Origin of the sequence: Acinetobacter sp. A2 (assembly GCF_012371325.1) — a bacterium.
Classification (GTDB): domain Bacteria; phylum Pseudomonadota; class Gammaproteobacteria; order Pseudomonadales; family Moraxellaceae; genus Acinetobacter.
This window is the reverse complement of record NZ_JAAZQX010000033.1, coordinates 1-23550: the sequence shown is the minus strand read 5'-3', so window position 1 is coordinate 23550 and position 23550 is coordinate 1. Positions and strand designations below refer to the sequence as shown.

27 protein-coding genes are annotated in these 23550 nt (G+C 41.3%); 17 read left to right on the top strand and 10 right to left on the bottom strand.

Annotated elements, in window-relative coordinates; genetic code table 11:
• Nucleotides 1–228 precede the first annotated feature (228 nt).
• The 3 genes from gatB to gatC are packed head-to-tail and all read right to left on the bottom strand — an operon-like array spanning nt 229 to nt 3549.
• Nucleotides 229–1704 carry an Asp-tRNA(Asn)/Glu-tRNA(Gln) amidotransferase subunit GatB gene (gene gatB, locus HHA43_RS11160; RefSeq protein WP_168419200.1) on the bottom strand — a complete coding sequence of 492 codons (1476 nt, stop codon included), beginning with the start codon at nt 1702–1704 and terminating at the stop codon, nt 229–231.
• Nucleotides 1704–3182: an Asp-tRNA(Asn)/Glu-tRNA(Gln) amidotransferase subunit GatA gene (gatA, locus tag HHA43_RS11155; protein WP_168419201.1), complete on the bottom strand. Its 1479-nt coding sequence runs from the start codon at nt 3180–3182 to the stop codon at nt 1704–1706. Before gatA ends, gatB begins: the two co-directional genes overlap by 1 nt.
• Nucleotides 3183–3234: 52 nt before the next feature.
• Nucleotides 3235–3549 (bottom strand): Asp-tRNA(Asn)/Glu-tRNA(Gln) amidotransferase subunit GatC, encoded by a 315-nt coding sequence (gene gatC / locus HHA43_RS11150; protein WP_168419202.1) that lies wholly within the window; start codon nt 3547–3549, stop codon nt 3235–3237.
• A 137-nt stretch (nt 3550–3686) separates the two neighbouring features.
• On the opposite strand from gatC, the gene HHA43_RS11145 reads away from it, so the two are divergent.
• From HHA43_RS11145 to HHA43_RS11120, 6 genes are all read left to right on the top strand, one after another.
• On the top strand, nt 3687–4733 hold the full coding sequence (locus tag HHA43_RS11145; protein ID WP_096901763.1) for a rod shape-determining protein: 1047 nt from the start codon (nt 3687–3689) through the stop codon (nt 4731–4733).
• A 15-nt stretch (nt 4734–4748) separates the two neighbouring features.
• The gene (gene mreC, locus HHA43_RS11140) at nt 4749–5606 is read left to right on the top strand and encodes a rod shape-determining protein MreC (RefSeq protein ID WP_168419203.1); all 858 of its coding nucleotides are present in this window, start codon (nt 4749–4751) and stop codon (nt 5604–5606) included.
• Entirely contained in the window at nt 5593–6099 is a 507-nt protein-coding gene (gene mreD / locus HHA43_RS11135) for a rod shape-determining protein MreD (RefSeq protein ID WP_168419204.1), read from the top strand. The genes mreC and mreD overlap by 14 nt, the downstream gene beginning before the upstream one ends.
• Nucleotides 6087–6653 (top strand): Maf-like protein, encoded by a 567-nt coding sequence (locus tag HHA43_RS11130; protein WP_168542634.1) that lies wholly within the window; start codon nt 6087–6089, stop codon nt 6651–6653. Before mreD ends, HHA43_RS11130 begins: the two co-directional genes overlap by 13 nt.
• A 39-nt stretch (nt 6654–6692) precedes the next feature.
• On the top strand, nt 6693–8147 hold the full coding sequence (gene rng, locus HHA43_RS11125; protein ID WP_168542632.1) for a ribonuclease G: 1455 nt from the start codon (nt 6693–6695) through the stop codon (nt 8145–8147).
• 133 nt (nt 8148–8280) lie between these two features.
• Entirely contained in the window at nt 8281–8451 is a 171-nt protein-coding gene (locus tag HHA43_RS11120) for a PA1571 family protein (protein ID WP_096901775.1), read from the top strand.
• A gap of 184 nt (nt 8452–8635) precedes the next feature.
• Here the strand turns inward: HHA43_RS11120 and HHA43_RS11115 are convergent, their stop codons facing one another.
• Together HHA43_RS11115 and HHA43_RS11110 are read right to left on the bottom strand one after the other, a co-directional pair.
• Nucleotides 8636–10015: a WS/DGAT/MGAT family O-acyltransferase gene (locus tag HHA43_RS11115; protein WP_168419207.1), complete on the bottom strand. Its 1380-nt coding sequence runs from the start codon at nt 10013–10015 to the stop codon at nt 8636–8638.
• A gap of 181 nt (nt 10016–10196) precedes the next feature.
• Nucleotides 10197–10928: a phosphoadenylyl-sulfate reductase gene (locus HHA43_RS11110; RefSeq protein WP_168419208.1), complete on the bottom strand. Its 732-nt coding sequence runs from the start codon at nt 10926–10928 to the stop codon at nt 10197–10199.
• A 192-nt stretch (nt 10929–11120) separates the two neighbouring features.
• Here HHA43_RS11110 and thrH point away from each other — a divergent pair, with 192 nt between their 5' ends.
• Nucleotides 11121–11738, top strand: coding sequence for a bifunctional phosphoserine phosphatase/homoserine phosphotransferase ThrH (gene thrH / locus HHA43_RS11105; RefSeq protein WP_104852373.1), 618 nt, complete (start codon nt 11121–11123; stop codon nt 11736–11738).
• A gap of 68 nt (nt 11739–11806) precedes the next feature.
• On the opposite strand, the gene HHA43_RS11100 is transcribed toward thrH, so the two are convergent.
• Nucleotides 11807–13027 (bottom strand): OmpP1/FadL family transporter, encoded by a 1221-nt coding sequence (locus HHA43_RS11100; protein WP_168419209.1) that lies wholly within the window; start codon nt 13025–13027, stop codon nt 11807–11809.
• Nucleotides 13028–13463: 436 nt separating this feature from the next.
• Between HHA43_RS11100 and HHA43_RS11095 the strand changes: the two genes are divergently transcribed.
• Complete coding sequence (locus tag HHA43_RS11095) at nt 13464–13757, top strand: cold-shock protein (protein ID WP_168419210.1); 294 nt, start codon at nt 13464–13466, stop codon at nt 13755–13757.
• 130 nt (nt 13758–13887) lie between these two features.
• Nucleotides 13888–15039, top strand: coding sequence for an IS4 family transposase (locus tag HHA43_RS11090; RefSeq protein WP_168419211.1), 1152 nt, complete (start codon nt 13888–13890; stop codon nt 15037–15039).
• 46 nt (nt 15040–15085) lie between these two features.
• Here HHA43_RS11090 and gigC read toward each other — a convergent pair whose 3' ends face one another.
• A complete protein-coding gene (gene gigC / locus HHA43_RS11085) occupies nt 15086–15967 on the bottom strand; it encodes a LysR family transcriptional regulator GigC (RefSeq protein ID WP_168419212.1) in 882 nt (293 codons plus the stop codon).
• Between the two features lie 85 nt (nt 15968–16052).
• Between gigC and HHA43_RS11080 the strand changes: the two genes are divergently transcribed.
• The 3 genes from HHA43_RS11080 to HHA43_RS11070 are packed head-to-tail and all read left to right on the top strand — an operon-like array spanning nt 16053 to nt 17477.
• Complete coding sequence (locus HHA43_RS11080) at nt 16053–16814, top strand: ferredoxin--NADP reductase (protein ID WP_168419213.1); 762 nt, start codon at nt 16053–16055, stop codon at nt 16812–16814.
• A 7-nt stretch (nt 16815–16821) separates the two neighbouring features.
• On the top strand, nt 16822–17148 hold the full coding sequence (locus HHA43_RS11075; RefSeq protein ID WP_168419214.1) for a hypothetical protein: 327 nt from the start codon (nt 16822–16824) through the stop codon (nt 17146–17148).
• Entirely contained in the window at nt 17145–17477 is a 333-nt protein-coding gene (locus tag HHA43_RS11070) for a hypothetical protein (protein WP_168419215.1), read from the top strand. Before HHA43_RS11075 ends, HHA43_RS11070 begins: the two co-directional genes overlap by 4 nt.
• 99 nt (nt 17478–17576) lie before the next feature.
• On the opposite strand, the gene HHA43_RS11065 is transcribed toward HHA43_RS11070, so the two are convergent.
• Nucleotides 17577–17999 carry a hypothetical protein gene (locus HHA43_RS11065; protein ID WP_168419216.1) on the bottom strand — a complete coding sequence of 141 codons (423 nt, stop codon included), beginning with the start codon at nt 17997–17999 and terminating at the stop codon, nt 17577–17579.
• Between the two features lie 206 nt (nt 18000–18205).
• On the opposite strand from HHA43_RS11065, the gene HHA43_RS11060 reads away from it, so the two are divergent.
• The 4 genes from HHA43_RS11060 (at nt 18206) to HHA43_RS11045 (ending at nt 21109) form a co-directional block, all read left to right on the top strand.
• Nucleotides 18206–18484: a hypothetical protein gene (locus HHA43_RS11060; protein ID WP_168419217.1), complete on the top strand. Its 279-nt coding sequence runs from the start codon at nt 18206–18208 to the stop codon at nt 18482–18484.
• A 269-nt stretch (nt 18485–18753) separates the two neighbouring features.
• Entirely contained in the window at nt 18754–20484 is a 1731-nt protein-coding gene (locus tag HHA43_RS11055) for a mechanosensitive ion channel (RefSeq protein WP_168419218.1), read from the top strand.
• 114 nt (nt 20485–20598) lie between these two features.
• The gene (locus tag HHA43_RS11050; RefSeq protein ID WP_168419219.1) at nt 20599–20769 is read left to right on the top strand and encodes a hypothetical protein; all 171 of its coding nucleotides are present in this window, start codon (nt 20599–20601) and stop codon (nt 20767–20769) included.
• Nucleotides 20770–20956: 187 nt separating this feature from the next.
• Nucleotides 20957–21109: a hypothetical protein gene (locus tag HHA43_RS11045; RefSeq protein ID WP_168460559.1), complete on the top strand. Its 153-nt coding sequence runs from the start codon at nt 20957–20959 to the stop codon at nt 21107–21109.
• A gap of 154 nt (nt 21110–21263) precedes the next feature.
• Here HHA43_RS11045 and HHA43_RS11040 read toward each other — a convergent pair whose 3' ends face one another.
• Complete coding sequence (locus tag HHA43_RS11040) at nt 21264–22466, bottom strand: NAD(P)/FAD-dependent oxidoreductase (RefSeq protein ID WP_168419220.1); 1203 nt, start codon at nt 22464–22466, stop codon at nt 21264–21266.
• 331 nt (nt 22467–22797) lie between these two features.
• Between HHA43_RS11040 and HHA43_RS11035 the strand changes: the two genes are divergently transcribed.
• On the top strand, nt 22798–23310 hold the full coding sequence (locus HHA43_RS11035) for a hypothetical protein (RefSeq protein ID WP_168419221.1): 513 nt from the start codon (nt 22798–22800) through the stop codon (nt 23308–23310).
• A 9-nt stretch (nt 23311–23319) separates the two neighbouring features.
• Here HHA43_RS11035 and HHA43_RS11030 read toward each other — a convergent pair.
• On the bottom strand, nt 23320–23550 hold a 231-nt coding region (locus HHA43_RS11030), incomplete at its 5' end, for an integrase core domain-containing protein (RefSeq protein WP_168542630.1).

The window sequence follows — 23550 nt, the reverse complement described above, 5'->3', positions numbered from 1 at the left end:
TGTGCCAGATTCTGCCTGTTTCAAGATGGACATGATCTGACTGTCAGTAAATTTAGATGTTTTCATGCAGAATCTCCGGCTCGTATCTTAAGAGAAAATTCTACTTTTAGATCCTATTATTTTTAGGGGGGATTACCATTTTATCTGTGATAGCACAAGATTCAAATATAAAAAACCCCGCATTAAGCGAGGTTTTTATAACATAAAATCAATTAATTATCGAATAAATTATCCAATCAATTTCTTCATTAATTCATTCACTTGAGCAGGGTTGGCTTTACCCTTAGACGCTTTCATCACTTGACCAACTAAACCGTTGAAGGCTTTGTCTTTACCAGACTTATATTCTTCAACCATTTTTTCGTTGGCAGCAAGCACTTCCTTAATAATTGCTTCAATCGCACCTGTATCAGTTTCCTGTTTCAAGCCTTTTTCAGCAATAATTTCGTCTGCAGTTTTGCCTTCATCCCACATAAAGCCGAACACTTGTTTGGCAATTTTACCGCTAATCGTGTTGTCTACAATACGCGCGATCATACCGCCAAGTTTTTCAGCAGTTACAGGTGACTCTGCTAAATCTAAACCTGCTTTATTGAGTGCACCTGAGAATTCACCCATCACCCAGTTTGCCGCAATTTTACCTTGCGCCGCACCACCTGCTGCAGCAACCACAACTTCGTAAAATTCAGACATTTCACGAGTTAGTGTTAAAACGTGAGCATCGTATTCAGTCACAGCAAAGTCTGCTACAAAACGTGCACGACGTGCCGCAGGCAATTCAGGCATGGTGGCTTTAATTGCTTCAATTTGCGCATCTGGAATAACCACAGGCAATAAGTCTGGATCAGGGAAGTAGCGGTAATCGTTCGCTTCTTCTTTCGAGCGCATTGAACGCGTTTCCATCTTCACCGGGTCAAACAAACGTGTTTCCTGATCAATGGTGCCATCCCATTCCAAAATTTCCATTTGACGTTCAATTTCAACATTGATCGCTTGTTCAATGAAACGGAATGAGTTCAGGTTTTTCAATTCACAACGTGTACCGAAAGGTTGCCCCGGACGACGTAATGACACGTTACAGTCAGCACGGAATGAGCCTTCTGCCATGTTGCCGTCAGAAATACCTAACCAACGCACTAGCGTATGAATCGCTTTAATATACGCTACGGCTTCTTCAACCGAACGCATATCGGGTTCAGATACGATTTCAAGCAAAGGCGTACCTGCACGGTTGAGGTCAATACCTGACATGCCTTCAAACTGATCGTGAATCGACTTACCAGCATCTTCTTCAAGGTGTGCACGGGTTACACCAATGCGTTTGGTCGTGCCATCTTCAAGTTGGATGTCGATATGACCCAAACCGACAATTGGGTTGTCCATCTGGCTAATTTGGTAGCCTTTAGGCGAGTCAGGGTAGAAGTAGTTTTTACGTGCAAAGACAGAAGCTTGATCGATATAAGCATCAATCCCTAAACCGAAGCGAATCGCTAAATCTACCACTTCTTTATTTAAAACAGGCAGTACACCCGGCATGGCTAAATCAACAAGGCTGGCTTGTGTATTTGGGTCTTGACCAAACTCGGTGGATGAACCTGAGAAGATTTTAGAATTGGTTGCAAGTTGCGTGTGAATCTCAATACCAATCACGACTTCCCAACCATCAATCAGGTTTGATTTTGGTTTAGCAGTATTCTTCGCCATTATGCGTTCTCCTCAGCAATTGCCGCGCGTTTGCTATGCCAGTCTGTCGCTTGTTGGTACTGATGTACCACAGATAACAGTTGTGATTCAGACCAGTAATTGCCAATCAGTTGTAAACCAACAGGCAAGTTGTCTTGGTCAAAACCAACAGGCGCACTAATTGCTGGTAAGCCTGCCAAGTTCACCGCGATGGTGTAAATATCGCCCAAATACATTTCAACAGGGTCTAAAGATGCGCCAATCTTATATGCAGTGGTTGGTGCAGTCGGTGCAGCAATTACATCTACCTGTTCAAAGGCTTTTAAGAAGTCTTGCTGAATTAAACGACGTACTTTTTGCGCTTTCACGTAGTAGGCATCGTAATAACCTGCAGAAAGGGCATAAGTACCAATCAAGATACGACGTTGTACTTCTGCACCAAAACCTTCAGAACGTGAGCGTTTGTAAAGGTCTAAAATATCTTGCGGATTTTCTGCACGGTAGCCATAACGCACACCATCGTAACGTGAAAGGTTAGATGATGCTTCAGCAGGAGCAATCAGATAGTAAGTCGGGACGTAGCTTTCAGTCATGTTGAGGTCAATTTCAACCAGAACTGCGCCCAATTCTTCTAATTTTTTCAGTGATTCTTCAACACGTGCTTTGACTGCGGCATCTAAACCAGCCACATTGAAGTATTGTTTTGGAATACCAATACGTAAGCCTTTAAGTGCTGTCGAATTGAGGTTCGCTACATAATCTTCAACCGCTTTATCCATAGAGGTTGAGTCTTTGGCATCGTGACCTGCCATCACATTCATTAAGTAAGCACAGTCTTCTGCAGAGCGCGCCATCGGGCCTGCCTGATCTAAAGAAGATGCATAAGCAATGATGCCGTAACGTGAAACACGTCCATAGGTTGGTTTAAGACCAGTTAAACCACAGAATGATGCAGGCTGACGAATTGAACCGCCAGTGTCTGTACCTGTCGCAAAAGGAGCAAGGTCAGCCGCTACAACGGCTGCCGAACCACCCGATGAACCACCTGGTACGTGATCTAGCGCCCATGGGTTTTTGGTTGCGCCGTAGAATGAACTTTCAGAGGTTGAACCCATTGCGAATTCGTCCATGTTCACTTTACCTAAAGTGACCAAACCTGCTGTTTTACCTTGTGCAACCACGGTTGCATCATAAGGTGAAATAAAGTTATCCAGCATTTTTGAACCCGCAGAGGTTTTAATGCCTTGAGTACAAAAAATATCTTTGTGCGCAACAGGCACGCCTGTTAAAGCTGTTGCTTGACCTGCCTGACGTAAGGCATCGGCAGCATCTGCCTGAGCCAATGCAACTTCATTGGTCACAGTCACATAAGAGCGTACTTGAGGATCAATTTTTGCAATACGTTTTAAATAATGTTCAGTCAGTTCGCGAGAGGAGAATTTGGCTGCCGCTAAACCCTCAGAGATTTCACGAATCGATAAGCGATGTAAATCTGTCATGAGAAAAATTCTTTTACCTTTTTATGAAGTCAAAATGTAACAGCCGAATAAATTATTCAATCACTCGTGGAACAAGGTACAAGCCATCCTGAACTGCAGGAGCAACAGCTTGATATTGTTCACGATGATTCTGTTCAGTTACCACGTCTTCACGTAATGGTTGCGGGTGGTCAAATGGACTTTTTAAAGGCTCTACGTCATCAGTATTAATGCCTTTTAAGCTTTCCATCATGCCTAAAATTTTATTTAGACTTTGAGCATATTCAGCAGATTGCGTATCATTGAGTTTAAGACGGGCAAGATTGGCAATTGCTGAAACTGTTTGTGCATTTAAATCTGCAGAATGCTGAGCATCCGAGGTAGACATAACATCACCTAAAATCAGTATTAATAAAAAATTTCAAAATATCGTGCGTTATAATAAGCGATTGACTTGTTCAACGCACCACATTTAGTTAAAGTTGCCAACTTGCGTCCACATAAAGTTTAATCGAGAACGACTCCGTGATTCTAAAACGACTAATTGGCTTGTTTTCGCCAGACCTAGCCATTGATTTAGGTACAGCAAATACACTTATTTATGCGCCAGGACGAGGCATTATATTAAATGAACCGACGGTTGTGGCAATTCGTCACAGCGGTTCACAGAAAATTGTTGCCGCAGTCGGTCTTGATGCCAAACAAATGTTGGGTCGTACCCCTGCAAATATTTCTGCAATTCGCCCTATGAAAGATGGTGTAATCGCTGATTTTGAAGTGACTGAAACCATGCTTAACCAATTTATTGGTAAAGTGCATGAAAAGCGCTTATTCCCACCTGCACCACGTGTAGTGGTGTGTGTGCCATGTAAATCTACCTTGGTAGAACGCCGTGCCATTCGTGAAGCGGTATTCAATGCGGGTGCTCGTGATGTCCGCCTGATTGAAGAACCGATGGCCGCTGCAATTGGTGCGGGTATGCCAGTTGAGCAAGCTTGTGGTTCTATGGTGGTCGATGTTGGCGGTGGTACAACAGAAATCGCCATTATTTCATTACAGGGTTGCGTGTATTCAGATTCATTGCGTATTGGTGGCGATGTGTTTGATGAGCAAATCATTAACTATGTGCGTAAGGCGCATGGCTGTGTGATTGGTGAAACCACAGCAGAAACCATTAAAAAAGAAGTGGGCATGGCATTGCCAGATGAAGGTGCTAAACCACTGGAAATTGAAGTTCGTGGTCGTAACTTGGCTGAAGGTGTGCCGCGTGCCATTACGGTTACTTCAGATGAAATCACCCAAGCGATTTCTGATCCGCTACAAAGCATTGTTGCCGCAGTGAAATCTGCATTGGAACAAACGCCTCCTGAATTGTCTTCAGATATTGCAGAGCGTGGTATTGTGCTGACAGGTGGTGGTGCATTGTTACGTAACCTAGATAAGCTATTGGCACAAGAAACAGGCCTACCTGTGGTGGTAGCAGAAGAACCATTAACTTGCGTGACCCGTGGCGGTGGCAAGGTTCTGGAATTCTTTGATAATCCAAACCACGATATGTTATTTGTTGGCTAAACATAGGATTCGGCGGTGCAAACAAATCTGTTTTCCAGACAACCGCCATCTTTTCGCTCTTTTATTATTGCGGTCATTACTTGCTTGGTCATCCTGTTTTTTAACTGGCGTGTTCCGCATGTAATCCAACCTGCACGAGATGTTTTGTATGCGGCATATAACCCAATTTATGCCCTTGCAAGCTATCCTGTATTGTCGCGAGAATGGCTAAGTCAACAAAGTAAGTCTGAAGCTCAGTTGCGTCGTGAAAATACCGCGATGCAGGCAGAGTTGTTACAGGCTAAAGTCCGCCTGCAAAAATTATCTGAACTTTCTGCAGAAAATACCCGCTTGCGTGGGTTGCTCGATACACCCTTAATCATTGATGGACGCATGGAAATTGCCGAAGTGATTGGCACCGATGCTGACCCTTTGCGACATATTATTGTGATTAACCGTGGCTCTCAAAATCAGTTAAAAGTCGGACAAACTGTTTTAGATGATAAGGGAATTATGGGGCAGATTATTTCTGTTTATCCGCATAGTAGCCGTGTCATGCTGCTTTCAGACAAAGAACATTCACTCTCTGTACGTCTAGAACATACTGGTATGCGTGCCATTGTGTCTGGTACGGGTGACCTTGGTCGTTTAAAAATGGAATATGTACCGACCAGTGCCAATATTCAAGTTGGAGAAAAAGTCTATAGCTCTGGCTTGGGCGAGCATTTTCCAGCAGGTTATTTGGTTGGAAGCATTGCTAAAATTAGCCGTCATAATTCAGGTGAGTTTGCCCAAATTGATGTCGTGCCTGCAGCACAATTGGCAGGTGGGCATCATGTAGTGGTGTTATTCTCAGAATCTTTAGCGAAGGAGCAGCCAAATGCCAATCGCTAAATTAGGACAAACCCGACTAGGGCAAAACAAGAATAAAGACCCACTGTTTCCGATTATTTTTTCGGTAATTGCAGCATCGGTACTTATGGTGTATCCATTGTCATACGCAGGTTCTGGCTGGCGACCATTATTTATGTTAATGGTGACCCTATTTTGGGTGCTTGGACAACCAACCTGGTGCGGAATTTGGTTTGCCTTTGGCACAGGTTTATTTGCCGACTTACTTCTCGATGCACCTTTGGGTATGAATGCCCTAAGTTTTGTGGTGATTACTTTTGTGGCACGTTTTCTGACCCGTGAACGCCGCATCATGACTTTTGCTAATTTATGGGTGATCAGTGCAATTGCGATTTTGGCACACCTTGCCATTATGTGGGTGTTGCAAGTTATGGGGGGAATACAGTTCCCGTTCGCCCGTCATTGGCAGCCTGTGCTGAGTAGCATTTTGCTTTGGCCCGTGTTGTATTATTTCTTAAGAAAATGGCGCATTTAATTCTCGCCTCAAGTTCACCGCGACGTCGGGAGCTGCTACAACAACTTGGACTGGAATTTGAAATTTACAGTCCAGACATTGATGAATCTGTTTTGGTTGGTGAAGACGTTGCCGCTTATGTTGAACGTCTGGCACGTGCCAAAGCCGATGCTGTGCTCAGTGTATTTCCTGATGCCATTGTGATTGCTGCCGACACCAGTTTAGGGGTGGATGGGCAGATTTTGGGTAAGCCTGAATCTAAGGCACATGCCTTTGCCATTTGGTCACAACTCTCTGGTCGAAAACATGATGTTTTTTCAGGAGTTTGTGTGGGTACAAAACAGAAAAAATCCAGTATAGTGGTAAGTACACAGGTTGAACTTCAATCGCTTAGCCTAGATGATATGGAAAGTTACTGGGCAACAGGTGAGCCGATTGGCAAAGCGGGAGCGTACGCAATTCAAGGCATTGCAGCACGTTATATTCCGCGTATAGAAGGTAGCTACAGTAATGTTGTGGGCTTACCTTTGCATGAAACCGTACAGTTATTACAGACAGTTAAGGCACTAAATTAACTGCTGCACAAAAATTTTTATAATGTTTTGAGTTTTATTATGTCTGACGAGTTGTTGATTAATGTCACACCGATGGAGTGTCGGGTGGCGTTAATTCAAAACGGCACGGTCAATGAATTATTCGTTGAACGTACTGCCAAGCGTGGTCTGGTGGGCAATATTTATAAAGGCAAAGTCGTGCGTGTGCTGCCAGGTATGCAAGCTGCTTTTGTCGATATTGGTTTATCACGTACTGCTTTTTTGCATATTAATGACATGATTTGGCCACGTAGCCAGCCAACACCCAATGTATTTGAGTTGTTGCAACCAGGGCAAATTCTCACGGTGCAAGTCATGAAGGATATGCTGGGTACTAAAGGCGCCCGACTGAGTACTGATCTTTCCATTCCTTCGCGTTATTTGGTCTTAATGCCGTATGGCAGTCATATTGGCGTATCACAACGCATTGAGTCGAGCGAAGAGCGAGAGCGTCTGCGTGGCATCATAGAAAGCATTCAGGCAGAGCATAAACTTCCAGGCTCAGTGATTGTCCGTACAGCAGCCGAAGGGGTAGGTGAAGCCGCTTTGGTGCAAGACATGTGCTATTTGGCAAAACTGTGGGAATACATTCAGCGTAAACAAATCAGTATTGCCGTACCCTCTTTAATTTTTGAAGAATTACCTTTACCACAACGCGTGATTCGTGATTTAGCCAATGACAATACCGCTAAAATTTATGTCGATTCACGTGAAATTCATGCCAAATTAAAAGAGTTTGTAGATGAATTTGTGCCGAATATGCATAATCGTCTGATTCATTATCCTGGTGAGCGGCCACTGTTCGATTTATACAATGTCGAAGAAGATATTCAAAAGGCATTGCAAACCCGTGTGGCATTAAAGTCGGGCGGTTATCTGATGATTGATCAGACTGAAGCCATGACTACCATTGATGTGAATACAGGCTCTTATGTCGGTGGGCGGACTTTAGAAGACACCGTATTTAAAACCAATATGGAAGCCACGCAAGTAATTGCCCGCCAGTTACGTTTGCGTAATTTGGGTGGCATCATCATTATTGACTTCATTGATATGCAGGAAGTGCAGCACCGAGATGAAGTCTTGAGTCAGTTTGAGCGTATGCTTGAACGAGACCATGCCAAAACCAAAATTACCCAAGTGTCTGAATTGGGTTTGGTCGAAATGACCCGTAAACGCACCCGTGAATCTTTAGAACATTTACTGTGCGAAGCCTGTCCAACCTGTCAGGGGCGTGGATATGTCAAAACAGCTGAGTCAGTGTGTTACGAAATTTTTCGAGAAATTTTAAGATATGCCCGTGCATTTGAGTCACAACGTGGCTTTACTGTCGTTGCGCATCCATCGGTGATTGACCGATTGTTAACTGCCGAAGCGCCAGCAGTCGCGGATTTAGAGCATTTTGTTAGTCGTGTGATTAAATTTCAGGTGGAAAATTTATATACGCAAGAGCAATACGATATCATTCTGAGCTGAAATTGTAACAGGATATCGCTAAACAGTTGTTACATCTGAAATTTTACTTTTTTGAGCGAATTCTCAATACTAAGCATACACAGTCAGTAGCCAAAACCGAACATCTCCCTCGGTTTAGCAAATGAGGTATGTCATGGGTATGAGTGAAGCAGTGATTAAAAAAAGTTTGAAAGTCTTAGATCGTAAAGTGACACATAACGGTTATATTTTGGATGAGCAAGGTAAAGAAACTCAAATTACCACAGCAATGATTAGCGCAGTTTGTCAGCAATTATTAAAACAGTGTCGTAGTATTCAAAAATAAGGGGCATAAATTGCCCCTTAATTGATTGTAAAATCTATCCTTAACTCATTTTATGCGTCGTATAACATATTGATGTTATATGAAATACAGGGTAAAAACCCACTCAAATCCATTCCGAATATTGGGAAAGCCCTTCAGGTTGAAGGTGAAGATTGAGTGAGTTTTAGCAAGCCTTATTCAAAGATCAATCTACAATTTTATTTACACCTTCAGGTGCATCAATAATCTGTTCAAAACGCTGAATTTCATCTTCCAAATGCTGCAATAAGTTTTGCATTTTCGGTAATGCATGACGACATGCGGTTAAACCAACTTCCAGCTTGTCTAAATAACTGGTCATAGTGATATTCAAAGCTTGTCCATCTAGCACAATTGAAGCAGGATAGAGCGCATCTAGCTTCGCACCATTCCAATATAAAGGCTCACGTGGGCCTGGCACGTTAGAAATGACCAAGTTAAAGGCCTGACGCTTTGGCATAATGCCAGACAAAATATTGATACCTGCAGCACCATATACAAAGGCACTGTAGTTCATAATTTGATTGGCATTCATACGCTTAAAACGCTGTTTAGCATTTTGTACACTGCGGCGCACAATTTTTAAACGTTCAAGCGGGTCTTCTTTGTGTGTGCCCAAGTTGGCTAAAATCATGGTGATGCGGTTAGAAACTTCTGAATCATCATCACGAATAGACGCAGGCACCATTGCAATCAGGGGTTTTTTCGGCAGTGCGTATTGACCAAGTAAGTACTCACGTAGCGCACCTGAACAGATTGCAAGAACAACATCATTGATGGTCACACCCAATGATTTGGCAATACGATGCAAACGTGCAAATTCAAAAGATTGAGCGGCAAAACGACGTGATGCGCTTACACGCTGATTGAGAATACTGCTTGGTGCTTGGAAGCTAGAAACATAGTCAGGGTTGCGTCCCATGTCTTTGGCAACGGTTTGCGACACTTCATAGACTGCACGCGGAGTGGCTTCAACATGACCTTTGACCCCACCAAAAATTTTCTTTAAACGGCTCACTTTAGGTTCTTTTAGGCGTTTGGCGCGTGGCCCTTCAACACACCAAGGCGGAACAATGCTTTTTGCATTTTCATCGTGAGAGAGGGATTTTTCCACCAAACGCATGCCTGCAATACCATCCACCATGGCATGGTGAATTTTAAAGAACATTGCAAAGCGGTTGCCTTCAATACCTTCAATAATATGGCAAGTCCAGAGTGGTTTAGCACGATCAATCAGTGAGCTATGTTCTTGTGAAATATAGGTTAATAATTCACGAATACGCCCTGGTTTAGGCAAGGCAATATGACGGAAATGATGATCAAGATCGAATTCTTCATCTTCATCCCAAAATAAGCCATTCAGTTTGTTATTAAATGGTGCAATTGGCATAGACTTGGATTCACGTATGTCGGCAACTAAGTCTTGAATAAAACTGGCAGGCGCATGTTCTGGAATTTGAAATAGGAATAATCCACCCACATGCATGGGCTGTTGGCGTTTTTCTAATGATAAAAATATAAAATCAATAGGGTGTAATGGACGCATATTATGGATTGCCTCACTGCAATTTATACACCTGTTCTTTGCTGAACAGGCTTTTTAGAGTTATATAAGATTTAATTTCAGTATATCTTTTTTATCAAACAAATATAGTGGTTTTTGCGCCAGCATCCGTCAATAAAAATCACCAGTGGGTCTGTGATTTTTATTGACCTTAACTAGGAGATTATTTTAGATTCCCTGCATGCAGACCACATTCTTTGTGGGTGGCTTCTTCCCACCACCAACGGCCTTCACGTTCATGTTGGTTTGGCAATACAGGTCGGGTGCATGGTTCGCAGCCAATCGAAATAAAACCTTTTTCATGCAAGCGGTTGTATGGAATTTCCATCATACGAATATAGTTCCAGACATCACTGCTTGACCAGTTCGCTAGAGGGTTGTATTTGATTAATTGCTTCCCTGGGCCTGAAAAACCTGCATCGGCTTGCACCACAGGAATATCCTGACGTGTGCCAGGACTTTGGTCTTTACGCTGTCCTGTAATCCAACCATCCAGCGTTGCTAATTTTTTACGCAACGGCTGAACCTTGCGAATACCGCAACATTCCTGATGGCCATCTTCAAAGAAACTAAATAAGCCTTTTTGCTGTACCAGTTGTTGCGTGGCTTCGGTTTCTGGAAAGCAGATTTCAATATCCAAATTATAATATTTACGTACAGTTTCTAAAAATTGATAAGTTTCAGGGTGTAAGCGTCCTGTATCTAGGCTAAATACACGAAATGGCAAGCCTAGGTTAGATGCCATATCAATTAAAACCACATCTTCCGCACCAGAAAATGAAATCGCCACTTCGCCTTGCTGGCTTAAGGCAAGTTTTAAAATATCGCTTGGCGATTTGTTGGCGTATTCAGTTGCGAGCGCATCCACAATATCTATGGTTGGAATGGTGGTCATATCAATTCCTGGCAGTTGGCTTGAGGGCTAATCTTCATTCTTTAGGGGAATATTTTAATTGAATTGTGAAAAGCATCTTATCACTAAAAAATAAATGCTTATGAATGAAAGAGATTTAAAAAAGAACAAGGCAAACAACAAATCTTCGGCTATGATAGGGAAAAATTTTCAATTGGTATTTTGGGAGAACCCATGGAAATCGTATGTCTTGATCTTGAAGGTGTGTTAGTTCCAGAAATTTGGATTAACTTTGCTAAAAAAACTGGAATTAAAGAACTTGAAGCAACCACACGTGATATTCCTGACTACGATGTGTTGATGACTCAGCGTTTAAATATCTTGAAACAGCATGGTTTAGGTTTAAATGATATTCAAGCCGTAATTGCAGATATGGGACCATTCCCAGGTGCAAAAGAGTTTGTTGAATGGGTTAGCACTCACTTTCAGTTGATTATTCTTTCAGATACTTTCTATGAGTTTGCTCATCCGTTAATGAAACAATTAGGTTGGCCAACTATTTTCTGCCATAAATTGGAAACTGATGAAAATGGCATGATCACTGCGTATAAATTACGTCAACCAGATCAAAAACGTCAGGCGGTAAAAGCTTTACACGGTTTAAATTTCCGTGTGATTGCTGCGGGTGATTCGTATAACGATACGACCATGCTTGGTGAAGCAGACAAAGGTTTCTTGTTTGATGCACCAGACAATGTAATTGCAGAATTCCCGCAATTCCCGGCCATTCATGGTTATGAAGCATTGAAAGAGGCGATTCGTGGTGCTTCAGTGCGTGATATTCCAGCCTAAGTCTTAAAATTTAGGTAAAACAAAGGGCATCAATAGATGCCCTTTGTTGTATTTACGCTTTGAATGATTTAGAAGCGGTAGCCGATACTTAATCCGTATGCAACAGCATAATTATTTTCGAATTTACCTGCTTCTGTATGTGCTCCAGTGACAGCCTCTGCATCACCTAACCAGAAATATTTAAAGCCTGCACCAATAAAATAGTTTTCAGCAGGTGAGTAGCGAATGCCTGTACCTACACTCCAGTAACCTTCAGTTGGGCCTAAAGTAGTTACAGGGTTACCTGCACCAGAATCCCAGCCTACTGATACATTACCACCCCAACGATCATTGAACTTACGTCCTACACCAACAGTTGCAGAAATTTGGTCTTCTTTATAGTCTATAAGGTTAAAGCCATTAGGTTTGGTCGGCACATAACCAGCTTGGCCTAATATCTGAGTAAGTTTGCCAAATTTGTATGGCTGTACTTTAAAGTTTGACCAGTCCACCCAGCGAAGGTTTGCGAATGCAACAGTGTTTGCCATAACTCCTGTTTGGAAATCTAGATTGACAGATTGGGGTGTTGTTAGTTGTGTTTTACCTGTTGTTGAACTAATTTGCGTCATAGCTGTATTTAGTGCAGAAATAGGGGTAAATCCTATTGCACCAAAGTTTTCATAAGCAGTCATTTCATGCTCAATTTCAGAGCGATAAGTAACAGAGGCTTTAAGTGCAATTTCAGGAATTTGATAAGCAATGCCAGCTAACCACCCCACAGACTCATCTTCACCTGTTTTAAAATCATAACCATTAAAGGCTGAGTATGCAGTACCACGTAAAATAACAGTACCATCTACTGTCTGATATACAGCACCTGCATATAGATTCCAATTTTCATTAGGTTGATAACCAACTAACAAGTTTAAGTTTTGAGTATCTACTACAACTGAAGTATTGCCCTGAAATGGTACTGGTCTATTTTCTACAAAATTATTGGTACCAGAATATTCGGCATCAGCGCCATAAGGCTGATCGTAAATTAAACCAATCGAAACTTTGTCAGTTGCTTGAATTTTTAATGCTGCGTGTGGGAAGTAATAATCACCTGCCATGTCATCAGCTTGGTATTTATCTTTGTCTTGACCAGATACATTTGGATCTAAGACTGAAATCCCAGCTTCTGCATAATTCCCTGGTTGTAAAAATGCAGCAATAGATTGACCAGAGCGGTCTAAACCAGCAGCAAGTGCAGGCGTAAATGGAAGAGTGCTAAGTAAAATAGCAGAATAGATTTTATTGAGCTTCATGGTCATTCCCTGATGCTTTATGTAACAAAAAAGTGCGGGAAAAGTAACACATTTTAAAAAAGAGTAAATGCTCAGCTTTGCAGAACAAATGAACTGAACATGTTAAAAATAGAACTTGATTAGAGTAAAAATACTATTTAATAATTTTAAGTAAATGAATTTTATCAATTATTTAATTTTATATTGGGCAGGTGTACAAGGTTTTAATTGTTCTAAATTTGAACATTTGGTTAACACTTGTATAAAAAGTGGAGTAATTTTTTCCTTTAAGTGGTCGCTATTCTCTTAAATTAAATGTATTCGATTATTAATGCGGTCATTATTTTGTCAGATCAAAGGTTTTTAGAATCAATTTATTTAAGAGCTATGAACTTTTTGGATTTACGCAACAGATCTAATATACTTAAACAAAGCGCATCCAGTAAAAGGTCAAGCCATGAAATCTGAACAATATCAAGGGAAAATCAAGCAATACAATGCCGAAAAAGGTTACGGGTTTATTGCCGCACCTGAAGGCGAAGTATTTTTTCATATTTCAGATTTTCCTGGGGCAGAGGCTGAACCAAAGCGCAATGACCGAGTAAAGTTTAATGTGGTTCAAAATGGGGATCGCTATAAAGCGATTAACATTGAACCTGTAGAAGATAAATCCAAAAAAGCTAAAAAAGCCAAAGCAGTGGCTGTGAATACTTCAATTACTTCGGCATTGTTATCCAATCTGAAGCGTTAAGTTTTGCTGCTATAAAAAAAGAGGCTTTTTAGCCACTGCTGTCCCATAGTTTGCTTTAAATAAAAAAACCTGAGTCCTAACAGTTAAAATATGAGTGCAAACAAACACTTTAACGACCAGGATTCAGGTTTTGTCACATCAGAATACCGTATTTCATGAGCTAATTAAACCTGTTGTGCGACAGGATTTTGAACAACTTGCTAAAGTACACCATGTTGGACAGAAATTTAGAGCGGCTTCCCGGTGGGATCAGTTTATTGCCATATTGATGTCTCAATTCTCTTGTAGGCAAAGTCTGAGAGATATTCAATCCAATTTGGAGTGCCAACAGGAAAAGCTAAGTCATCTCGGAGCAAAGTCTATTCCCCGAAGCACGCTGGCACGAATCAATGAGCAGCAGCCTGCTACCTTGTATCAACAGCTATTTTACAAGTTGCTTAAATACTATGAACACTCAAAAGTAGCTCATAAATTTCGCTTTAATAATCCCTTGTATTCCTTGGATGCCAGTCATATTGACCTGTCGCTTTCCTTATGTGAATGGGCCAAAGTTCACGACTCAAAAGCCAGCATGAAACTCAGTATAGGATTGAATCACAGCAATGATATTCCTGAGTTTGTTGCAGTTGAAAATGGCAAAGAAAATGACATGGTACAAGGCCGCAAATTCCAGTTTCCTGCTGGCAGCATTGTAGTTTTTGATAAAGGCTATGTCGATTACCAATGGTATGCAAATCTGACTGCTCAAAACATTGGATTTGTCACACGTTTTAGGCCTAAATCTGTGTATCAGGTGATCCAGCAACATCCAGTGCTTGAATCCAAAGGTATTCTAAAAGATGAAACCATTCAGCTGAATAGCGCACATGCCCTAAAAAGAAAAGCCCCAGTGTTAAGAAGAATTGAATATAGAGATCAGCAAAGTGGCAAGCACTTTAGCTTTCTCAGCAATAACTTTCATTTAGCCGCCTCCACCATTGCGGCGATTTATAAAGATCGTTGGAAAGTTGAGCTGTTCTTTAAGGCGATTAAGCAGAATCTCAAATTAAAAGCGTTTCTAGGCCGCAGCAGGAACGCAATTCAGACACAAATCTGGATTGCGATGATCGCCTATTTATTGGTGAGTTTCGCTCGACATTTAGGAAAAACAGGTTGGACAGTTCAACGTTTACTCAGAATAATTCAAGTGAATTTGTTTGAAAGAAGAACTTTAAAAGCTTTATTTTCACCCGATAAAATAGCCATAAAACAAGAGGAAGCTCATTTGAGCTTCCTCTTGTGAAAAATTGTGGGACAGCAATGGCTTTTTAGCCTCTTTTTATTTTTGATTATTTCGCTTCACAAAATTTCATAAATGCTTTAAGGCCAGGCCCTTGATATTTCTGACGATGCACTAACATGAACAGTGGGCGAGTGAGTTGCCAAAATGGCGTATCTAAAATCACCAATTGACCTTTCTCAAGCAAAGGCTCAATAGCCAGTCGTGAAATACAAGACATACCAATGCCACCTGCGACAATTTTTAAAATCGCTTCGTTATGCCCCAAGGTCAAACGAATATTCGCATCAGGCAAATCTTTTAAAATTGCATTGTCAAATACTTCACGTGTACCTGAGCCTTCTTCACGTAAAATCCATTCAGCATCTTCAAAATCTGCTGTGGTTAAGGCGCGCTTAAGTTGCGCTAAAGGATGTGTTGGGGCACAGCACACTGCGAGTTCATCATCACGCCAGTGAATACATTGTAATTGTGGTAAATGACATGAACCTTCAATCAGCGCTAAATCGAGCTGAAACTGATTGACGGCTTCAATCATTTGGCGTGTGTTGCCTACTTGTAGCTGTAAATGTGCCTGTGGCTGAATTTGCAAAAAGTCTGCCATTAAATCTGGCATTAAATAGTCACTAATGGTCAGGGTTGCGCCCAAACGCAAATCGATACTTTGTAGTTCGCCTTTGGCTGCCTGCTCAAAGGCTTCACAGCGTCCTAAAATTTCTAAGGCCTGAGGCAATAAAAAACGACCTAAATCGTTAAGCTGTAAACGCTTACCTAAGCGGTCAAATAGTGGTGCACCTAAACCATCTTCCAAATCTGCTAAGGCCATACTTGCAGCACTTTGGGTCAGTTTAACTGCATCACTGGCTTTGGTTACGGTCCCTTCCTGGGCAACTGCTACAAAAACCGCCAACTGGCGTAAAGTCATGCGCATGAATCAAGCCTTAACATTTAAAAAATATTAATAAATTATCCCGACATGCTAACATGAGCACAGTCTTTCACGCCACGTTCAAATCATGTCAATTGAAAAATTTACTTTAGAAAAAGTGCTTTCGGTGCATCGTTGGACCGATACCTTGTTTAGTTTTACCATAACTCGCCCTGCACATTTCAAATTTACTGCAGGACAGTTTGCGCGTATTGGTTTAAAAGTGGGTGATGAACTGGTGGTGCGTGCTTATTCTGTGGTGTCATCACCTTTTGATGAAACCTTGGAGTTTTTCTCAATTGTTGTGCCAGAGGGTGCATTCACCTCGAACTTGCAACATTTGCAAGTGGGTGATGAGTTATATTTAGAAAAAATACCTTACGGTTTTTTAACTTTGGCACGTTACCAACTGCCTACGCCAGAGGATTTATGGCTGCTTGCAACGGGTACAGGTCTTGCACCATTTTTATCGATGCTACAAGACTTTGAAACTTGGTCGAAATATCAAAATATTTACTTGGTTTATAGTGTGCGAACCGAATCTGAACTGGCCTATGTCGATAAAATTCACGAGATTGCCGAAACTTTTGGGGAAGGACACTCAGGTTTTAAATTTATTCCCATTATTACCCGTGATCCGAATGCAGCGCTCAATGAACGCTTACCTGTGTTGATCGCTAACGGTGCCTTGGAAAAAGCCGCAGGGGCAATGCTAAATCCTGCAAGTAGTCATGTGATGTTATGCGGTAACCCTGCAATGGTCGATGACACTAAAGAAGCCTTAAAAGCACGAGGTTTGACCATGAATCGCCGTGGGGAAGGTAATATTGCCGTAGAAAACTATTGGTAAGGCTGTGATGCAATTATTTAAATTTATCGCATGTGTAGGACTTATATGGACTGTTGCAAGTGCTGCGCAGTCTGCAACTGTAGAAACACATGTCGCGATACAGGGCAAAACCCTAATTTATGATGGGCCACTGAGTGCGGAAGCCAATACACGTGCAGCAGAACTCTTAAAGCTATCAGGTCAGGTTGATACACTAAAAATTAATAGCCGTGGTGGTGAAATTGGTTTAGGAATGGACTTGGGCAATTTGGTCTACGACCATCAACTAAATGTTGAAGTAGGCTGCATTGCTTTTCTTCATGTGCCAATTATGTTTTCCCTGCGGGCAAAGTGAAATATTTAAACTTACGTAGTCAGCTCGGTTGGCATGGCGGTAGTTTGCAAAAAATGCAAATTGAAAGTGCGGAAATGGAGCAAATATATAACGAGTACATTGGCCCTATTCGTGCCAAAGAAACGGCTTTTTTCCAGAAAATTAAAGTGCAGCAAGCATCCACAATTGTAGGGCAGGCGCCACATTATGATCAGTATCAACACTGTGTAGGCTGGCGCTACACGCGCGAAAAAATGCGAAGCTTTGGCATAGATCAGGTACGTTATAAACAATGGCTATGGTTGCCTAAAGCGAGCTTTGAAAATAAGTGTATTTTCACCATTCGCTAAAACATGGTTGTTCAAGTTATTTCATCATCTACAAAAAACCTCATCTACTGTTTGGCAGATGAGGTTTTTTGATATTTGTGTGGCTCAACTTTAAAAAAATTAATGCACAAACATATCCATATATTCACGGATTTCCTGAATTGCGCTGTCTACATCGCTGCTGAGCCAAGTTGGTTCAAAAAAACCAGCATAATGTTCTAAACGCTCTTGCGGTACGACCAAGCGCACAGGACATTCTTCTTCCAGCATGCGCCATGGCAAAATTGGCACATCATTGTCCAAAAAGGCAGCAATGTTGCGAATATCAATAATCATGGCATTGATGCAATCTGGAAAAGGCATCACCGAAAATTCTTCAGTACGACGTCGGAAATATTCCAAATCGCTCCATTTTAAGAGATAGCTTGGTTTACTAAATTCAATAATACCAATCAGATGCCCATCACGGGTATAGTGCAAGGCACATTGATGAGTGACGTCAGTGTCAAGATCAAGCGATACACTTTGTTGACGATACGCCATAAAGCTTTAAATACACAAAAAACGGGCCATGATTATAGCGCATTTCCACACTTGAGGCAGCTTTGTCTGCATGGGGTGATGAGTGAGCATCGGTACTTCACATTTATTACATCTATTCACCATCTCACTATGCTTTGTGACACAAAGCATTGCAGCAGCTTGTTAGTATAAAAATTCATCAGATAAATATTTTAAGTGAGGGGAACATGCCACATGATTTTAATAAACCACCTCATGTAAGTTCCACTGAGGAAATCACCCGTAAAAAACGTATTCCAGTGTTTATGCTGATATTGGTGGGTATTTTTTTATTGGCATTGCTGATTTACATGATGGCGGATCGTAAACCGAGTCCAAGTGATGCACCGCCTGGGCATCCTAATCCTGAAGTTCAACAAGCGACACCCAATAGTACAACAACAGGTACAGCAGGGGATGAAGCTCGAGCAGTGGACAGTGATACTGCCACCGCAACTGATCAGTAGCGATGAGTACATGAGCTGAAAAAACAGCCCCATAACATTGAAGCCTTGCATTATGCAGGGCTTTTTTGTGGGTTTTCGCAAGTTTTATTGACACTCCTTTGTAGAATTGTTGCGATTCTGCATCCCAAGGTTGAATAAAAAATATGCAAATTCTATGGTGAATAGAGCTTTACTCAATAATTTGAATCGATAAAAAGCAGTTTTACGCTGCGGGACAGTTGCAAATGGTCCTTAGAAAATCAGCGTAATCACCATGAGGACTATAGACGATGAATGATTATTTTAATGGGAACCTACATGGTAGAGGTTTTGATGCCATGTATTATTGGGAGCAATTTCAGCCGATTCTGGCGGCTGTTGCAATATTGCTTGTTGGATGGATTGTGGCATTACTCGTGGCTGGGGGCGTTAAAAAAGTCCTACAAAAAATGGGTACAGATCAGAAGCTGGCACATGCAACGGGACATCGTTCAAATATTGAAGTGATTGTGTCGCGGGTCATCTTCTGGGTTATTTTAATTATTGCGGTCATTGGTGCGCTCAATGTACTGAATCTGACCAGTGTCAGCGGCCCATTCAGTAATATGATTCAGCAGTTCTTGCTGTTTATACCTTCATTATTGGCAGCGGTTGCTGTGGGTTTTATTGGCTGGATTTTAGCGAATCTAGTCAGAGTTGGCATGAAAAAGCTGTTAGCACGCACTCAACTGGATGAAAAACTCAGTTCTGATGTAGGCGTGAGTGGCTTAAGCCAAAATATCAGTGAAATTGTCTATTGGTTGATTTTATTGCTGTTCTTGCCAATCGTACTTTCGATTTTAGGCTTAAACGGTTTGCTCTTCCCTGTGCAAAATATGGTGAATGAAGTTGTGCTTTATTTACCGAATATTTTCATTGCGGGCGTGATTGTTTTTGTGGGCTATATTCTTGCAAAAATTGTGCGTGGCATTGTTGAAGGTTTATTGGCAAGCTTGAATGTACAGCAGCATGCTGAAAAAGTGGGCATCTTTAAAAATTCCAATTTACCTAAATTGCTAGGTTCATTTGTTTTTGCCTTAGTTATTATCACAGCTTTAATCATTGGTTTTGAAGCACTCGGCATAGAAGCTATTTCGCAACCTGCAACAGCCATGTTGTATGAAATTATGAATGCGATTCCGCATATTATTGCTGCGGGTCTGATTCTTATTTTAGCCTATGTGGTGTCACGCTTTGTTGCCAATATTGTGGTAGAAGTGGTTGCAGGTACAGGTGTAGATGAAATTCCTGCCAAACTTGACCTACAACGTTTTTTAGGCACAACTAAAATTTCATGCGTGGTCGGTTATCTGATTGTGTTCTTTACCATGTTGTTTGCTGTATCTGAAGCAGCAAATCGCTTGGGCTTTGAGCAAGTCAGTGGCTTGATTGCCATGTTCATCCAGTTTGGTGCCGACATTCTGTTGGGTGCTGTTATTCTGGTAATTGGCTTCTGGCTAGCAAATTTGGTGGCCAAAGTGGTACAACGTGGCGAATATAATAGCTCACGTTGGTTAGCGAACTTGGTCCGTATTCTCATTATGGGCTTAGTGGTGGCGATGGGCTTACGTGCGATGGGTATTGCTGACTCTATCGTGAACTTGGCCTTTGGCTTAACTTTAGGTGCGGTAGCTGTGGCTTTTGCTTTGGCTTTCGGTCTAGGTGGTCGTCAACCTGCAGAGCGTGTCTTAACTGATTTGATTGATAAAGCCAAACGAGAGGCGAATCAACCAAATCCATTGCGTGAAACAGAAGTACAAAACGCAGCGCCATCTACAACTGTAATGACACCGATGGCAACGCAAGCACAAAGTACTGTAGCTGATAATGATACCGCTGCACCTGCTGAAGCTGCCACAGATCATGCGGTGCCAGACAGTTTGAAAGTTGATCCAGAACATCCAGCTGTAAATAAACCTTTTGGTTCTACAGGTGAAGCAGAACCTGATGTGGATCAAACACCAAATAATGACCCGAAATAACCTGTTCAGCAGTTTCGTTGAATGATTAAGATCGATCAGACCCGTGCTGGTCGATCTTTGTTTTATGGATGGATTTCCCTGAATAGAAAAAATAGGTTGATACAGGAGTGCAGCATGTCAAAACAAGCACCTAATAAATTCTTTGCACCGATTGTGATTGCAGGTATTACCATAGGCTTTTTTGTTGCTGCTTATAAATTTGTTTTTGCCAAACCGGAAGCACCAGAAAAACCAACTGAAAATATTGAGAAAAATCATCTAAAAGAGGATAGACCAAGCTCTTAAATTATGTTAAAAATTAATCAAATTTGGCTAGGATTGGCTAAATAAAATGAATGAAAGTTCATGAGCAAAAGAAGCTTAAAAAGGTGAGATGAGGGATAAGGTCTAAATAAAAAATTCAGTTTTAACTGAGTTGAAATATTTAAGTCTTACAATTCGCGTAAGGATGACAATAATGAGAGAAATCAACATGCTAAATAAGTTACGTAGTACTTTGAAGCCTCAATTTTCGGCAAAATTACCACTGCATCAACAAAATGCTGTGGCAAAAATGCAACAAGCGGAAGCACGCTTAGCGAATACGCCAAAATTGGTATTATTCCGTACAGATTATCTTGAATAATCATGGATACTTGATCTAAATTTTAAGTTTAAAAAGCCAGTTCATATTGAACTGGCTTTTTTGCTATTTACTGAATTTTTGTCTTGAAATAGATTAACTTAATACAATTCAAATAGTGAATATCTCATAGGTTCAAATGTTTCGATGTATGCGTTTAGACATATTCTGAAGCGGCATGCGCAGATGACCATGCCCATTGAAAGTTATAGCCACCTAAATGTCCTGTCACATCTAAAACTTCACCAACAAAATATAGGCCTTTTTGTTTTTTACTTTCCATGGTTTTTGAAGACACCTCTTGAGTATCTACGCCACCTAAAGTGACTTCGGCTGTGCGGTAACCTTCTGTACCCGATGGTTTGACTTCAAAGGCATTTAAACGCGCTGCAATGTGTTCAAGTTTTTCATCACTGATATTTCCAATTGCTGTTTCAGAAAGCTCTGACCAAATCAGTTGCTGTAATTCGGTTACTACACTTTTAGGTAGGTGTTCAGTCAATAAAGTGCGCAGTAAAACTTTCGCCTGAGTTTGTTTTTTCGTTTTTAGAAAATCATAGAGTTCTAAATAGGGCAAAAAGTTAATTTTAAAGCTTTGACCGACATCCCAGTAATTGGAAAGCTGTAAAGCACTTGGCCCGCTCAAACCACGGTGGGTAAATAATAAGGCTTCGGTAAAACTATTCAGTGAGTTTGATAAGGTTGCATCTACAGCATTACCACTTAAACGCGTGGTGACTTCTTTAAAGCTGTCTGAGAATGTAAAAGGCACTAAACCTGCACGAGTTGGATAAACATGATGGCCAAATTGTTTGGCAATTTCATAACCGATGCCTGAACCACCAAGGGTAGGAATAGATAAACCTCCTGTAGCCACCACCACTGAAGTGGCCTGAAAGTAGCCTAGAGTTGTGGCAACCTGAAAGCCCTGATCATCCACAGCATTCACGGCTTTGACTTCAGCATTGGTTTTAATATCGACTAAGGCCGTTTTTTCACATTCTGCCAATAGCATGGCTAAAATTTCTTTGGCGCCGTTTAAGGTAAATAATTGCCCATGTTTGCGTTCTTCATATTCAATGCCGTATTCACAGACTAAGCCAATAAAATCCCAATTGGTATAACGGGTTAATGCTGAAATCACAAAGTGTGGATTATGTGAAATGTAGTGGTTGGGTTCGACCTCTAAATTGGTGAAATTACATTTTCCACCACCTGACATTAGAATTTTTTTACCCACTTTATTGGCTTTTTCCAGCACTAATACCTTGCGACCACGCTGTGCAGCCATGTAGGCGGTCATCAGCCCTGATGCGCCCGCGCCTAATACCAAAACATCATATTGATTTGCAGTTGCCATGTCGCACCGAGAGAAAATGAAAGCGGACTATTATAGACTTTATCGTTTGAGGATGTCGCATTTTCAATACTGAAATGCGTTTGGAACGTGAGTATTGCCTATAAAACATGAAATGATTATCAATTAAATAGATCACTGTCGTGATGTAGACACTTTACGTGGAGATGGTGGTAATTTGTGCAATAAGGTTTTGTTTATGTGATGGGGTTGTTTTAAAAACTAGATAAAAAAAACAGTAATTTATAGTTGATTAATTGTGTTTGCTTCTCCAAAGTAAATTTTATTTTTTGACATGTTTGTTGTGTCGTGACTGTGTTTCTTGGGGAAATTTATGAATAAAACACGTTTAAGCCTTGCTGTGATTTTAAGTATAGGTCTAGCAGGGTGTGGCGGCGGCGGCGGTGATTCTGTATCTACAGAAGTAAATCCTGCCAACCCAACACCAGCACCTTCTCATCCAATTCAGCCTACACCCCCACAAGATGCAAGCCTAGCCAAAAAATTAATCAATGAAATTCGCCTTGCAGATGTGGCAACAGAATTCACAGCGCAAACTTTTGGTTTTGAAAGCTGGACACCACGTGCGATGGTGGTACATCAAGATATTATGTATATTGCGAACGATGGTGGCCAAGCCAGCATTTTACGTTATGACTTAAAATCTAAAAGAGCCCTCAGTACAATTCATGCACAGAATATTCCAAGTCTAGGACAAGCTTGGAACCGTTTACTGGATTTGCATGTGCATAATAATCGCTTGTATGCGACCTCTTATTCATCAAATCGGGTAGATGTTTTTGATATTGGCTCGGGTGGTAATCCTCCCATAAATAACCGAAGTTAAAAGTAGAGGTTAAGCAGCCATTAGAGGTGGCCTTCCTTTGTTTGCTTGGTGTGGTCTTTCATAGTTGTAATGCCACAGCCAACTCGTTGCATAATCTTGTACTTCTTCCAGTGTGTCAAATAGATGCTTGCTTAGCCAGCTATAACGTATAGTCCGATTATAACGTTCAATATACGCATTCTGCTGTGGCTTACCCGGTTGAATATATTCAATACGAATACCGTGCTCAGTAGCCCAGCG

Excerpts from the sequence above, each read along its gene's own strand:
- HHA43_RS11115 (WP_168419207.1), bottom strand. The coding sequence starts at position 10,015 with ATGCGTCCATTACACCCTATTGATTTTATATTTTTATCATTAGAAAAA.
- HHA43_RS11065 (WP_168419216.1), bottom strand. The coding sequence starts at position 17,999 with ATGGCGTATCGTCAACAAAGTGTATCGCTTGATCTTGACACTGACGTC.
- gatA (WP_168419201.1), bottom strand. The coding sequence starts at position 3,182 with ATGACAGATTTACATCGCTTATCGATTCGTGAAATCTCTGAGGGTTTA.
- gatB (WP_168419200.1), bottom strand. The coding sequence starts at position 1,704 with ATGGCGAAGAATACTGCTAAACCAAAATCAAACCTGATTGATGGTTGG.
- HHA43_RS11120 (WP_096901775.1), top strand. The coding sequence starts at position 8,281 with ATGGGTATGAGTGAAGCAGTGATTAAAAAAAGTTTGAAAGTCTTAGAT.
- HHA43_RS11060 (WP_168419217.1), top strand. The coding sequence starts at position 18,206 with ATGCCACATGATTTTAATAAACCACCTCATGTAAGTTCCACTGAGGAA.
- HHA43_RS11080 (WP_168419213.1), top strand. The coding sequence starts at position 16,053 with ATGTCAATTGAAAAATTTACTTTAGAAAAAGTGCTTTCGGTGCATCGT.
- rng (WP_168542632.1), top strand. The coding sequence starts at position 6,693 with ATGTCTGACGAGTTGTTGATTAATGTCACACCGATGGAGTGTCGGGTG.
- HHA43_RS11075 (WP_168419214.1), top strand. The coding sequence starts at position 16,822 with ATGCAATTATTTAAATTTATCGCATGTGTAGGACTTATATGGACTGTT.
- gigC (WP_168419212.1), bottom strand. The coding sequence starts at position 15,967 with ATGCGCATGACTTTACGCCAGTTGGCGGTTTTTGTAGCAGTTGCCCAG.
- HHA43_RS11035 (WP_168419221.1), top strand. The coding sequence starts at position 22,798 with ATGAATAAAACACGTTTAAGCCTTGCTGTGATTTTAAGTATAGGTCTA.
- HHA43_RS11110 (WP_168419208.1), bottom strand. The coding sequence starts at position 10,928 with ATGACCACCATTCCAACCATAGATATTGTGGATGCGCTCGCAACTGAA.
- HHA43_RS11100 (WP_168419209.1), bottom strand. The coding sequence starts at position 13,027 with ATGAAGCTCAATAAAATCTATTCTGCTATTTTACTTAGCACTCTTCCA.
- HHA43_RS11055 (WP_168419218.1), top strand. The coding sequence starts at position 18,754 with ATGAATGATTATTTTAATGGGAACCTACATGGTAGAGGTTTTGATGCC.
- HHA43_RS11045 (WP_168460559.1), top strand. The coding sequence starts at position 20,957 with ATGCTAAATAAGTTACGTAGTACTTTGAAGCCTCAATTTTCGGCAAAA.
- HHA43_RS11095 (WP_168419210.1), top strand. The coding sequence starts at position 13,464 with ATGAAATCTGAACAATATCAAGGGAAAATCAAGCAATACAATGCCGAA.
- HHA43_RS11050 (WP_168419219.1), top strand. The coding sequence starts at position 20,599 with ATGTCAAAACAAGCACCTAATAAATTCTTTGCACCGATTGTGATTGCA.
- thrH (WP_104852373.1), top strand. The coding sequence starts at position 11,121 with ATGGAAATCGTATGTCTTGATCTTGAAGGTGTGTTAGTTCCAGAAATT.
- mreD (WP_168419204.1), top strand. The coding sequence starts at position 5,593 with ATGCCAATCGCTAAATTAGGACAAACCCGACTAGGGCAAAACAAGAAT.
- HHA43_RS11040 (WP_168419220.1), bottom strand. The coding sequence starts at position 22,466 with ATGGCAACTGCAAATCAATATGATGTTTTGGTATTAGGCGCGGGCGCA.
- HHA43_RS11130 (WP_168542634.1), top strand. The coding sequence starts at position 6,087 with ATGGCGCATTTAATTCTCGCCTCAAGTTCACCGCGACGTCGGGAGCTG.
- gatC (WP_168419202.1), bottom strand. The coding sequence starts at position 3,549 with ATGTCTACCTCGGATGCTCAGCATTCTGCAGATTTAAATGCACAAACA.